Source organism: Microbacterium sp. W1-4-2, assembly GCF_058349885.2.
On record NZ_JBYRJC020000002.1, the window covers coordinates 214,010 to 227,126 of the forward strand.

The following is a 13,117-nucleotide window of genomic DNA, read 5'->3' on the forward strand; positions in this document are numbered from 1 at the left end:
CGGATCAGTCCAGCAGCGCGTAGATCGCCTCGGGGGCGTCTTCGGGCTTGGTGGCCAGGTCCTCGAACTCGTTCATGTTGTCGAGGTCGGATCCCATCGCGATGTTGGTGACGCGCTCGAGGATGACCTCGACGACCACGGGCACCTGGAACTCGTCGCGCAGGCGCTCGGCCTCGGCGAAGCCGGCGGCGAGGTCCTCGGGGCGCTCGACGCGCAGCGCCTTGCAGCCCAGGCCCTCGGCGACCTTGACGTGGTCGACACCGTAGCCGGTGGCGACGCTCGACGAGTCCTGCGGGGTGTTCACGTTGTCGAACGCGAGCGACACCTCGTAGTCCATGTCGAATCCGCGCTGCGACTGGCGGATCAGACCCAGGTAGCTGTTGTTGACCACGACGTGGATGTACGGCAGGTTGTGCTGCGCGCCGACCGCGAGCTCCTCGATCATGAACTGGAAGTCGTAGTCGCCCGAGAGCGCGACGACCTGCTCGCCCGGCTTGCCGCGCACGACGCCGAGGGCCGCGGGGCCGGTCCAGCCCAGCGGGCCGGCCTGGCCGGCGTTGATCCACTTGCGCGGGCCGTAGACGTGCAGCAGCTGGGCGCCGGCGATCTGCGACAGGCCGATGGTCGTGACGAACGTGGTGTCGCGGTCGAACGCGGCGAGCATCTCCTGGTAGACGCGGTGCGGCTTCATCGGCACGTTGTCGAAGTTGGTCTTGCGCTGCAGCTTGGCCTTGCGGGTGCGGCAGTCCTCGGCCCAGCCCAGGTAGTCGGGGAGGGATGCCGCGGCCTTGCGCTCCTGGGCGATCGCCAGGATCGCATCGATGAAGGCACCGGCATCCGACACCACGCCGTAGTCGGGCGCGAACACGCGACCGATCTGGGTGGGCTCGATGTCGACGTGCACGAACGTGCGGCCCTTGCGGTAGGTGTCCAGGCCCCCGGTGTGGCGGTTGGCCCAGCGGTTGCCGATGCCCAGCACGAAGTCGGACTCGAGGAAGCTCGCGTTGCCGTAGCGCTGCGAGGTCTGGATGCCGACCAGGCCCGCCGCCAGCGGGTGATCGTCGGCGATGGCGCCCCAGCCCATCAGGGTCGGCACGACCGGCACGCCGAGCGTCTCGGCCAGCTCGACGAGCTTGTCGGACGCGCCGGAGTTGACGACGCCGCCGCCGGCGATGACCAGCGGGTGCTTCGAGGCGGTGAGCAGGTCGAGCACCTTCTCGGCCTGCGCGCGGGTCGCGACGGGTTTGGCCACCGGCAGCGGCTCGTAGGTGTCGATGTCGAAGTCGATCTCGGCCATCTGCACGTCGAACGGCAGGTCGATCAGCACCGGACCGGGACGGCCCGAGCGCATCACCTGGAACGCGGTCTGGAAGGCGCCGGGAACCTGGGCCGCCTCGAGGACGGTCTTGGTGAACTTCGTGACGGGCTTCGCGATCGACGCGATGTCGACGGCCTGGAAGTCCTCTTTGTCGAGCTTGGCGACCGGCGCTTGGCCGGTGATGCACAGGATCGGGATGGAGTCGGCGATCGCTGCGTACAGGCCGGTGATCATGTCGGTGCCGGCGGGGCCGGACGTGCCCAGGCACACGCCGATGCGGCCGTCGCCGGTGCGGCTGTAGCCGTCGGCCATGTGGCTCGCGCCTTCGACGTGGCGGGCGAGTGTGTGCCGGATGCCGCCGCTCTGGCGCATCGCGGAGTACAGGGGGTTGATGGCGGCGCCGGGAAGGCCGAACGCCTCGGTGGCGCCCTCCTTCACGAGGATCTGGACGATCGCGTCGACCGCGCGCAGGCGAGTCATGATTTTTCCTTAAATGCTGAGGTCCGAGGTGGGGATGCCGCTCACTCGCGGCCGGAGAGCTCGGCGGTGAGCTTGAACAGACCCGAGTGGTCCAGGCCCCCGTCGCCGCGGGCGACGAGCGCGTTCACGAGCTGAGCGACGGCCGCGCCGAGCGGGACGGTGATCCCGGCGCCGCGGGCGGCCGCGGTGACGATGCCCAGGTCCTTGTTGTGGAGGGCGAGACGGAAGCCGGGGCCGAAGTCGCGGTCGAGCATCTTCTGGCCCTTCTGGTCGAGGACCTTCGAGCCGGCAAGGCCCCCGCCGAGCACCTTGAGGGCGGCGTCGGTGTCGACGCCGTAGGCCTCGAGGAAGACGATCGCCTCGCTCAGCGCCTGGATGTTGACGGCGACGATCAGCTGGTTGGCGGCCTTCACGGTCTGGCCGGCGCCGGCGGGGCCGACGTGCACGATGGTCTTGCCGATCGCGTTCAGCACCGGCTCGGCCTTCGCGAAGTCGGCGTCGGCGCCGCCGACCATGATCGACAGCACGCCGTCGATGGCGCCCTGCTCGCCCCCCGAGACGGGGGCGTCGACAGCGCCGAACCCGGCGGCGACGGCCTCTTCGGCCAGCTCGCGGGCGACGTCGGGGCGGATCGACGAGTTGTCGATCCACAGGGCCCCGGCCTTGGCGTTGGCGAACACGCCGTCCTCGCCGCGGACGACGGCCTCGACATCCGGCGAATCCGGAACCATGGTGATGATGACGTCGGCGTCCTTCACGGCATCGGCGATTCCGGTGGCGCCCTTGCCGCCGGCGGAGACGAGCGCGTCGACGGGTGCCTGGCTGCGGTTGTAACCGGTCACGTCGTAGCCGGCCTTGACGAGGTTCTTGGCCATGGGCAGGCCCATGATCCCGAGTCCGATGATGGCGATGTTCGTCATGATGGTGTTCCTTCGCTGAGCTGCCGCGTCACGCGGCGGTCGTGGCCACGGCCAGCCAGCCGAAGGCGTTGTCGATGGGGGCCTTGTACTCCAGGCCGATGGGGCCGGCGTAGCCGAGCTCGCGGCTGCGGTCGATCCAGGTCTGCAGCGGCAGGGCGCCGGTGCCGGGCGCGCCGCGGCCGGGGTCGTCGGCGATCTGGATGTGCCCGAAGTCGGCGGCGTTCGCCTCGATGACGGCGGCGACGTCGTCGCCGTTGACAGCCAGATGGTAGAAGTCGGCGAGCAGCTTGACGTTGCCGGCGTCGACCTTCGCGATCACCGCGAGAGCGTCGGCGGCGGTCAGCAGCGGGTACTTCGCGGCGCCGCTGACGGGCTCGAGCAGCACGGTGCCGCCGATGGCGGCCACGCCGGCGGCGGCGGCGGCGAGGTTCTCGACGGCCGTCTCGTCCTGGGCTGCGGGGTCCACGCCGTCGATGCGGTTGCCGTAGAGGGCGTTGAAGCCCTTCGTGCCGAGGGCGGCGCCGATCCCGGCGACGACGGCGATGTTGTCGCGGAACTCACTCTCGCGGCCGGTCCACGAGACCAGGCCGCGGTCGCCGGCGGGCATGTCGCCGGCGTTGAAGTTCAGTCCGGTCAGCTGCACGCCGGCGTCGCGGATCGCGCCGACGAACGCGTCGACGTCGCGGTCGGCGGGCACCGATTCGGCGAACGGCCACCAGAACTCGACGGCATCGAAGCCGGCGGCCTTGGCGGCAGCGGGACGCTCGAGCAGCGGAAGCTCGGTGAGGAGGATCGAGCAGTTCACGGTGTACGACATTGTGCTGGACTTTCGTGATGTGGAAGATAACTTCTGTTATATGAAAGCGTAGGCGATCCCCCGCCGCACGTCAAGACCGCGTCGCCGCGGCATCCCTCGAACTCGCGAGGCATCCCTCGAACGCGCGAGGGATGCCTCGCGGAAACGAAGGATGCCTCGACCCAAGAGAGCCGGGCGAGGCATCCGTCGTGCGAAAAGGCCGCGGTCAGGTCAGGCGGATCTGACGGTTCATGTCCTTGTAGAGCAGGTAGCGGAAGTCCTCGGGGCCTCCGGCATAGCAGGCCTGCGGGCAGAACGCGCGCAGCAGCATGTAGTCGCCGGCCTCGACCTCGACCCAGTCGTCGTTCAGGCGGTAGACGGCCTTGCCCTGCAGCACGAACAGGCCGTGCTCCATGACGTGCGTCTCGGCGAACGGAATCGACCCGCCCGGCTTGAACGTGACGATGTTCACCTGCATGTCGTGCGCGATGTCGTTCGAGTCCGCGAAGCGGGTCGTCGCCCACGCGTCGGTGCCGACCATCGGGACCGGCTCGATGTCCTGGTCGCGGGTGACGAAGGATGCCGGGGCGGCGACCCCGTCGAGGTACTCGTACGCCTTGCGGATCCAGTGGAAGCTCGTGAGCTCGTCGCCCTCGTTCGCCAGAGACCACGAAGCCCCCGGCGCGAGGAACGCGTAGCCGCCTGCTTCGAGCACGTGCCGCTGGCCGTCGAGCGTCAGCGTAAGGGACCCGGTCGTGACGAACACGACGCCCTCCACGCCGGCCTCGGGCTCGGGCTTGTCGGCGCCGCCGCCCGGGGCGATCTCGACGATCAGCTGCGAGAACGTGGTGGCCGAGCTCGGCGTCGGGCGTGCGATGATCCACGACCGGGTGTTCGTGAACCCCGGCAGGGTGCTGGTGACGATGTCGCGCAGCACGCCCTTCGGGATGACCGTGTATGCCAGCTTGACGATGGCGCGGTCGGTGAGCAGATCGGTCTGCGGCGGCAGACCGCCCTGCGGCGTGTAGTAGCTCATGAGACCTCCTCGGTGATCGCGAGTTTCGGATGCGCGAGCCGGGTCAGCTCGGCGGGGGTGGCACCGGCGGCGTCCTGGACCTCGGCGGCCGTGACCGCTGCGCACTCCAGGCCCCGCACGACGTAGCGGGCCAGCGCACGCGCGGTGGCCGGCTCGTCCATGATGGCCGCGTCGGTCGCGTGCAGGTAGTTGTGCAGGCGCCGGGTCGCGGCATCCAGCCCCTCACGGTAGAACGCGTACGTCGCGATGAACCGCGTGGGCAGCTGGGCCGGGTGCAGGTCCCAGCCCTGGTAGTAGCCGTGCTCGAGCGAACGACGCACGAGGCGGGCGTGCAGACGCCACGCAGCCAGCACGTGCTCACGCTCGCCGACCGGGATCACGTTGGTCGACCCGTCCGACAGGCGCACGCCGGTCTCAGCGGCGGCGACCTGCATGACGTGCTTGGCGAAGTCGGCCGCCGGGTGCTCCATGGACTGATGGGCCGCGGCGATCTGCAGCGACGCGCTGTAGTCGTACGTGCCGTAGTGCAGGGCCGAGACGCGACCGCCCGCGCGGTGCAGGATCGTCGCGACCGGCACCGTGCCGTCGGCGGCGATGATCAGCTGCGGGGTCTCCATCTGCACTTCGAAGCGCAGGCGTCCGGCCGGCAGGCCGAGCACCTGCTCGAGCCGCTCGCACACCGCCACCATCGTCTCGACCTGCGCGACGGACGTGACCTTCGGCAGCGTCAGCACAAGGCCGGCGGGCAAGCCCCCGGTCTCGTGCAGGCGCGTGACGAACAGGTCGAGGGTGCGCAGTCCGCGTCGGCGGGTGGGCGCTTCGAAGGACTTGAAGCGGATGCCGATGAACGGCGGGGCGGTTCCCGCCGCGACCGCCTCGGCCACCTTCTCGGCGGCCGCGACCGCATCGGCGTCCTCTTCGTCGTCGGGCCGGCTGCCGTAGCCGTCCTCGAAGTCCAGGCGCAGGTCCTCGATGGGCTCGGAGGCGAGCTTGGCCGCCACGAGCGGCGCGATCGCGCCGGCCAGGGAGCCGAGACCCACCTCGTCGCACAGCGCGACCAGGTCGCCGGCGGCCTCGGCCGCCTGACGACCCCACCGGGCGGGCAGATCCGGGGTGAACCGGTCGGCCGGCACGTACACGGTGTGCACGGGCTGTCGCGTGCCGTCGTCGCCGGGGTAGCCGGTGGTCAGCAGTCGGTCGGCCTCGGCCAGCCGCGCATCGGCGGCCGCGAGGTCGGCGTCGCTGAGCGAGGTGGACACCGTGGTGGATGCCGCCATCTCAGTCCACCAGCTCGTACGCCGGCGTGGTGAGGAAGTCGACGTAGTCGTCTTCGAGCACCAGATCGCGGATCAGACCCGCGGCCGGCTTGTAGTACTTCTCGAAGACGTCGGCGTCGACCTCGCCGCGCAGGCGCTCGGTCTCTTCGTCCAGCAGCTCCTCGACGAGCTCGGGCGTGACCTCGCGGCCGGTGTCGGCGAGCACCGTGTCGTTGCGCACCTGCTGCCACACCTGGGAACGCGAGATCTCGGCGGTCGCGGCATCCTCCATCAGATTGTGGATCGCGACGGCGCCGTTGCCCGACAGCCAGACGGCGGTGTAGGCCACGGCCACGTAGAGGTTCGTGCGCAGGCCCGCCTCGGTCGCCTCGCCCGACGCGGAGGCGATGTCGAGCAGCTGCTCGGGGGTGACCGACACGTCGCCCCGCAGCCGGTCGAGCTGGTTCGGCTTGTCGCCGAGCACGCCGTCGAACACCTCACGGCACACCGGCACCAGGTCGGGGTGGGCGACCCACGAGCCGTCGAAGCCGTCGTTCGCCTCGCGCGTCTTGTCGGCGCGGACCTTGGCGATCGCGGCGTCGGTGACCTCGGGGTCCTTGCGGTTCGGGATGAACGCGGCCATGCCGCCCATCGCGAACGCGCCGCGGCGGTGGCACGTGCTGACCAGCAGCTCGGTGTAGGCGCGCATGAACGGCGCGGTCATCGCGACGCTCGCGCGGTCAGGCAGCACGAAGCGCTCGCCCGCGTCGCGGAAGTACTTGATGATGCTGAACAGGTAGTCCCAGCGCCCGGCGTTCAGGCCCGACGCGTGCTCGCGCAGCTCGTAGAGGATCTCGTCCATCTGGAACGCGGCCGGGATCGTCTCGATGAGCACCGTCGCGCGGACCGTGCCGTGCGGGATGCCGAGCTCGGCCTCGGCGAAGGTGAAGATGTCGTTCCACAGCCGGGCCTCGAGGTGGCTCTCGGTCTTCGGCAGGTAGTAGAACGGACCCTGGCCCGACGCGGTGAGCACCTTCGCGTTGTGGAAGAAGTGCAGGCCGAAGTCGACGAGCGCGCCGACGGTGGGCTCGCCGTTCACCTCGATGTGGGTCTCGCCCATGTGCCAGCCCCGGGGACGGACCACGATGACTGCGAGCGCCGCGTCCTCGCGCAGACGGTACTCCTTGCCCTCGGGCGAGGTGTACGAGAGCGTGCCGCGGGCGGCGTCGTGCAGCGTGACCTGCGCGTCGATGACGTTCGACCAGTGCGGCGTGCTCGCGTCCTCGAGGTCGGCCAGCCACACGTTCGCGCCCGAGTTCAGGGCGTTGATCGCCATCTTGGCGGGAGTGGCCGGACCGGTGATCTCGACACGGCGGTCGCGCAGGGCTGCGGGGGCCTCGGCGACACGCCAGTCCCCGTCGCGGACCGCCGCGGTCTCGGGCAGGAAGTCCAGGCGGCCGGCCTGCGACGCCGCGACGCGATGGGTGGCGCGCTCGGCGAGCAGTTCGTCACGTCGAGCGGCGAAGCGCTCGTGCAGCTTCGCGACGAACGCGAGCGCCTCGGGGGTGAGGATCTCGGACGCGCGGGCGACCGACGAGGGGGTGTTGACGATGGCGGACACGATGGTCACTGCTCCTTAGTTGCTGACACGTTAGTTGCTGACGAGTGCGGGCGTGCGTGCGGCCGCGGTGTGGACGATGGCTTCGGCCACGGCCGAGGCCACGAGCGGATCGAACACGCTCGGGATGATGAAGCTGGCGTTCAGCTCATCCTCGCCCACTCGGTCGGCGATCGCCGCGGCGGCGGCGACGAGCATCTCGGGCGTGATGTCCGAGACGCCGGCGTCCAGCAGCCCGCGGAAGACGCCCGGGAAGGCGAGCACGTTGTTGATCTGGTTCGGGAAGTCGCTGCGGCCCGTGGCGACCACGGCGGCGTGCCGGGCCGCGATCACGGGGTCGACCTCGGGGGTCGGGTTGGCCATCGCGAATACGATCGCCTGGTCGGCCATCGCCGCGATGTCGTTCTCGTCGAGGATGTTCGGGGCGCTCACGCCGATGAACACGTCGGCGCCCACGACGGCCTCCTTCAGCGAGCCGCGGAACCCGCGGGGGTTGGTCGTGGCGGCCAGCGCCTCGCGGTGCGGGTCGGTGTACCCGCCGCCGGCGTAGATCGCGCCATCGCGGCCGCAGGCGACGATGTCGACCGCGCCCTGGGCCAGCAGCAGCTGGACGATCGCGTTGCCGGCGGCGCCCACGCCCGAGACCACGATGCGCACATCCTCGATCTTCTTGTCGACCACGCGCAGCGCGTTGCGCAGCGCGGCGAGGGTGACGATGGCGGTGCCGTGCTGGTCGTCGTGGAAGACCGGGATGTCGAGCTCCTCGCGCAGCCGCGCTTCGATCTCGAAACAACGCGGGGCGGCGATGTCCTCGAGGTTCACGCCGCCGTAGACCGGGGCGATCGCCTTGACGATGCTGATGATCTCCTCGGTGTCCTTCGTGTCGAGGCACACCGGCCAGGCGTCGACGTTCGCGAACTGCTTGAACAGGGCCGCCTTGCCCTCCATCACGGGCAGGGCCGCGGCGGGACCGATGTCGCCGAGGCCGAGCACCGCGGTGCCGTCGGTGACGACGGCGATCGTGTTGCGCTTGACCGTCAGGCTGCGCGCCTTCTCGGGCGCCTCGGCGATCGCCATGCAGACGCGGGCGACGCCGGGGGTGTAGGCGCGCGACAGATCGTCGCGGTTGCGGATGGCCACTCGCGGGGTGACTTCGAGCTTGCCGCCCAGGTGCATCAGGAACGTGCGGTCGCTGACGAAGCGCACGGTGGCGACATCGAGCGCGTCGATGGCGGCGCGCACCTGCTCGGCGTGCTCTTCGCCGGTCGTGTTGCACGTCAGGTCGACGACGATCGTCGTCGGGTGCGACTCCACGACATCGAGAGCCGTGACCTCGGCGCCTGCTGCCGCCGCCGCTGCGGCGAGCTCGCTGGTGACGCCGAAGCTCGACGGCGCGTCGATGCGCAGGGTGATCGAATTGCCCGGTCCGGGATTGGCCATGAGGTCCTCCTCGTCGAGGGATTAGTTTTCCGTATCTTGGAGTTTATTATCTATGTTGTGGAATCATAAGGCAAGTAGAGATAACGTCTCTTCTTGAAGGGCGGCTTCTGAGTTCCACATCATGGAAGATAGTAGGGACGGAGCCGCGACACGGACGAGAGGGAGGGCACGTCGATGACGGAGCAACTGGCCACGCAGGGCGATACCGCACGCGCGACCGGCCGCGGGGCATCGGGCCGCGCAGGAGCGGGCGGAGTCCAGTCGGTGGAGCGCGTGTTCGAGCTTCTCGAGCTCATCACCGACGCCGGCGGCGAGGTCGCCCTGAGCGAGCTGTCGACATCGACGGACCTGCCGCTGCCCACGATCCACCGCCTGCTGCGCACGCTGGTCGCGCTCGGCTACGCGCGCCAGCTGCCCAACCGCCGCTACGCGCTCGGCCCCCGCCTGATCCGCCTCGGCGACGGCGCCACCAAGCAGTTCGGTGCGCTCGCCCGGCCCCAGCTCACGCACCTCGTGAACTCGCTCGGCGAGAGCGCGAACATGGCCGTGCTCGACGGAGACATGGTCGTCTACGTCGCGCAGGTGCAGTCGTCGCGCTCGATGCGCATGTTCACCGAGGTCGGCCGCCGTGCGAACGTGCACGACACCGGCGTCGGCAAGGCGATCCTCTCGCAGCTGCCGGACGATGTCGTGCGCGGGATCGTGACGCGCACCGGGATGCCGACACCCACGAAGTACAGCATCGGAACCATCGACGGGCTCATCGCCCAACTCGACCGCGACCGCCGCCGCGGATACTCGATGGACGAGCAGGAGCAGGAGATCGGCGTGCGCTGCTACGCCATGGCCATCCCGGGCGCGCCGACGCCGAGCGCCGTCTCGGTCTCGGGCCCGATCTCGCGCGTCGACGAGGACTTCGGCGAGCGCGCCGTGCCGCTGCTGCGCGCGGCGGCCGAGCAGATCGCCGGCTCGCTCATCGCCTGACCGCAGGGCTTCAGTCGGCGCAAATGGCGGCCCACGCCGCCGAACACCTACCACGTGCGACGACCGAACGGCGCGCGTGCCGGGGCCCCACGCTTCCGTCGTCACAAATGGCGGCCCACGCCGCCGAACACCCACCACGTGCGACGACCGAAGCGGGTCGCGGGCTTTCGGCCATCATGTCGAGCCGTCCGCCGCGGTCGGCCCTCGCGCAAGGCGAGGGGATCTCACGAAACGAGGGCGGTTCGGGCAGGTTCCATCCTCGTTTCGTGAGATCTCCTCGCGTGAGGCGAGGACGGATGCCGCGGCCCGCCGTTGCACAGAAACCACCGGGTCGAGGGTGGTGCCGAAGCCATCATCGACGACCGGCCCGCGATCCACGCGTGCCCGCATCCCCAGCCGCGGGTGCTCTTACACAAGTACCTTTTCGAACTGTCTGTAAGACAGTCGGAGATGGTCGGTCCTGCCCCCGGAACGGCGAACGGCCCCGGATCCGCGGATCCGGGGCCGTTCGCGTCGAGCAGGGTCAGGCGTCGCCGCCGGCCGAGCCGGACGTGCCCGCGTTCACATCGAGCAGCCGGTACTTCGCCGCCGCAGCGGCCGGGATCGCGGCATCCACTTCTCCGCGCGCAGCCAGCAGCTGGAGCGCGCGCACCACGATCGACGGGCCGTCGATGTGGAAGAACCGGCGCGCGGCGGCCCGGGTGTCGCTGAAGCCGAAGCCGTCCGCGCCGAGGGTCGCCCAGTCGTTCGGCACGAACTGCCGGATCTGGTCGGGCAGGTCCTTGGCGTAGTCGCTGACGGCCACGACAGGTCCGTGCGCGTCGGCGAGCTGCCGCTGCAGGAACGGCGTGCGCGGCTCGCGTTCGGGATGCAGGAACGCCTCCTCCTCAGCGGCGACGGCGTCACGGCGCAGCTCGGTCCACGAGGTGACCGACCAGACATCGGACTCGACGCCCCAGTCGTCGCGCAGCAGCTGCTGGGCCTCCTGCGCCCAGGTCACGCCGATGCCCGACGCCAGCAGGTGCGCCTTGGGGGCATCGACCGCAGAGATGCGGTGGATGCCGCCCAGCACGCCGTCGACGTCGAGGTCGACCGGTGCCGGCGGCTGAACGATCGGCTCGTTGTAGACCATGATGTTGTAGATGTGGTTGCGGTCGGTCGAGTCCGCTCCGTACATCCGCTCCAGGCCCGCGCGCACGATGTGGCCGATCTCATACCCGAACGCCGGGTCGTAGGTCACCACCGCCGGGTTCGTGGCCGCCAGCAGCGGCGAGTGCCCGTCGGCGTGCTGCAGCCCCTCGCCGGTCAGCGTCGTGCGACCCGCGGTCGCCGAGATGAGGAACCCGCGGGTCATCTGGTCGGCTGCGGCCCACAGCGAGTCGCCGGTGCGCTGGAAGCCGAACATCGAGTAGAACACGTACACCGGGATCAGCGGCACGCCGTGCGTGGCGTAGGCGGTTCCGGCCGCGGTGAACGCCGCGATCGAGCCCGCCTCGTTGATGCCGACGTGCAGGATGCGCCCCTCGACCGCCTCTTTGTACGCGAGCACGATGTCGCGGTCGACCGACAGGTAATGCTGACCCTTGGGGTTGTAGATCTTCGCGGTCGGGAAGAACGAGTCGATGCCGAACGTGCGCGCCTCGTCGGGGATGATCGGCACGATGCGCTTGCCGAACTCGGGGTCGCGCATGAGGTCCTTGAGCACGCGGACGAACGCCATCGTGGTGGCCGCCTGCTGCGTGCCGCTGCCACGGTCGGCCACGGCGTACGCCTTGGCGTCCGGCAGGGCGATCTGCGCATGGTCGGGGCGCCGCTCGGGCAGGTAGCCGCCGAGCGCACGCCTGCGCTCCTGCAGGTACTGGATCTCGGGTGCGTCCTGGCCGGGGTGGTAGTACGGCGGCCGGTACGGGTCGGCCTCGAGCTGTGCGTCGGTGATCGGGATGCGCAGCAGGTCGCGGAAGCTCTTCAGGTCGTCCAGGGTCAGCTTCTTCATCTGGTGCGTGGCGTTGCGCGCCTCGAAGCGTGCACCCAGGCCGTAGCCCTTGACGGTCTTGACGAGGATCACGGTCGGCTTGCCATTGCGCTGCATCGACTGCGCGTAGGCCGCGTACACCTTGTGGTAGTCGTGGCCGCCGCGCTTGAGCTGCCAGATCTGCTCGTCGGTATAGCCGTCGACGAGGGCGCGGGCGCGGGGGTCGCGCCCGAAGAAGTTCTCGCGGATGAACCCGCCCGACTCGCCCTTGAACGTCTGGTAGTCGCCGTCCAGGGTCGTGTTCATGATGTCGCGCAGGGCGCCCGAGGAATCGCGGGCGAGCAGGTCGTCCCACTCGCGACCCCACACGACCTTGATGACGTTCCAGCCCGCGCCGCGGAAGAAGCCCTCGAGCTCCTGGATGATCTTGCCGTTGCCGCGCACCGGGCCGTCGAGGCGCTGCAGGTTGCAGTTGATCACGAACGTCAGGTTGTCCAGACCGTCGTTGGCAGCCAGCTGCAGCAGGCCGCGGCTCTCGGGCTCGTCCATCTCGCCGTCGCCGAGGAACGCCCACACGTGCTGGTCGGACGTGTCCTTCAAGCCCTGGTTGTGCAGGTACCGGTTCGACTGGGCCTGGTAGATCGCGTTCATCGGGCCGATGCCCATCGACACGGTCGGGAACTCCCAGAACTCCGGCATCAGCCGCGGGTGCGGGTAGGACGACAGCGCGTGACCCTCGTGCGACTTCTCCTGACGGAACCCGTCGAGGTCCTCTTCGCCCAGGCGCCCCTCCATGAACGCGCGCGCGTACATGCCGGGTGAGGCATGGCCCTGGAAGAACACCTGGTCGCCGCCGCCCGGGTGGTCCTTGCCGCGGAAGAAGTGGTTGAAGCCGACCTCGTACAGGGTCGCCGCGCCCGCGTACGTGGAGATGTGGCCGCCCACGCCGATGCCGGGCCGCTGCGCGCGGTGCACCATGATCGCGGCGTTCCACCGCATCCATGCCCGGTAGCGGCGCTCGATCGCCTCGTCGCCCGGGTAGGCGGGCTCTGCCGACGCCGGGATCGTGTTGAGGTAGTCGGTGGTCACCGGGCCGATGGATGCCGCGGCCCCGCCTGCTCCGGATCTCTCGGCCAGAGTGCGCAGGATGAACTCGCCGCGCTCGGCGCCGCGTTCGCGGACCAGGGCGTCGAGCGAGTCGATCCATTCCGACGTCTCTTCGGGGTCGGAATCGACCGGGTGACCATTGCCGCTCAGGGCGGTGTGCAGTGTAGACACGGATGGTCCTTTCTCTCGT

9 protein-coding genes are annotated in these 13,117 nt (G+C 69.8%); 1 reads left to right on the top strand and 8 read right to left on the bottom strand.

All coding sequences use genetic code 11. From position 1 onward, the window contains the following. Positions 1-4: 4 nt before the first annotated feature. The 7 genes from gcl to AC3RX0_RS08855 all read right to left on the bottom strand — a co-directional run bounded on the left by gcl (position 5) and on the right by AC3RX0_RS08855 (position 8,864). Positions 5-1,798: a glyoxylate carboligase gene (gcl, locus tag AC3RX0_RS08825; protein ID WP_491505606.1), complete on the bottom strand. Its 1,794-nt coding sequence runs from the start codon at positions 1,796-1,798 to the stop codon at positions 5-7. Between the two features lie 41 nt (positions 1,799-1,839). Then, entirely contained in the window at positions 1,840-2,718 is an 879-nt protein-coding gene (locus AC3RX0_RS08830) for a 2-hydroxy-3-oxopropionate reductase (RefSeq protein WP_491505607.1), read from the bottom strand. A 28-nt stretch (positions 2,719-2,746) separates the two neighbouring features. Next, on the bottom strand, positions 2,747-3,535 hold the full coding sequence (locus AC3RX0_RS08835; RefSeq protein WP_491505608.1) for a hydroxypyruvate isomerase family protein: 789 nt from the start codon (positions 3,533-3,535) through the stop codon (positions 2,747-2,749). Positions 3,536-3,740: 205 nt separating this feature from the next. Then, positions 3,741-4,550: a bifunctional allantoicase/(S)-ureidoglycine aminohydrolase gene (locus AC3RX0_RS08840; RefSeq protein ID WP_491505609.1), complete on the bottom strand. Its 810-nt coding sequence runs from the start codon at positions 4,548-4,550 to the stop codon at positions 3,741-3,743. After that, positions 4,547-5,827 carry a DUF6986 family protein gene (locus tag AC3RX0_RS08845; protein ID WP_491505610.1) on the bottom strand — a complete coding sequence of 427 codons (1,281 nt, stop codon included), beginning with the start codon at positions 5,825-5,827 and terminating at the stop codon, positions 4,547-4,549. The genes AC3RX0_RS08840 and AC3RX0_RS08845 overlap by 4 nt, the downstream gene beginning before the upstream one ends. 1 nt (position 5,828) lies before the next feature. Further along, positions 5,829-7,427, bottom strand: coding sequence for a malate synthase A (gene aceB / locus AC3RX0_RS08850; protein ID WP_491506334.1), 1,599 nt, complete (start codon positions 7,425-7,427; stop codon positions 5,829-5,831). 30 nt (positions 7,428-7,457) lie between these two features. Next, positions 7,458-8,864, bottom strand: a complete 1,407-nt coding sequence (locus AC3RX0_RS08855; RefSeq protein WP_491505611.1) for an NAD-dependent malic enzyme — start codon at positions 8,862-8,864, stop codon at positions 7,458-7,460. Positions 8,865-9,038: 174 nt separating this feature from the next. Here AC3RX0_RS08855 and AC3RX0_RS08860 point away from each other — a divergent pair, with 174 nt between their 5' ends. Continuing rightward, the gene (locus AC3RX0_RS08860) at positions 9,039-9,848 is read left to right on the top strand and encodes an IclR family transcriptional regulator (RefSeq protein WP_491505612.1); all 810 of its coding nucleotides are present in this window, start codon (positions 9,039-9,041) and stop codon (positions 9,846-9,848) included. 523 nt (positions 9,849-10,371) lie between these two features. Here the strand turns inward: AC3RX0_RS08860 and aceE are convergent. Continuing rightward, a complete protein-coding gene (gene aceE, locus AC3RX0_RS08865) occupies positions 10,372-13,098 on the bottom strand; it encodes a pyruvate dehydrogenase (acetyl-transferring), homodimeric type (RefSeq protein ID WP_491505613.1) in 2,727 nt (908 codons plus the stop codon). Positions 13,099-13,117 lie beyond the last annotated feature (19 nt).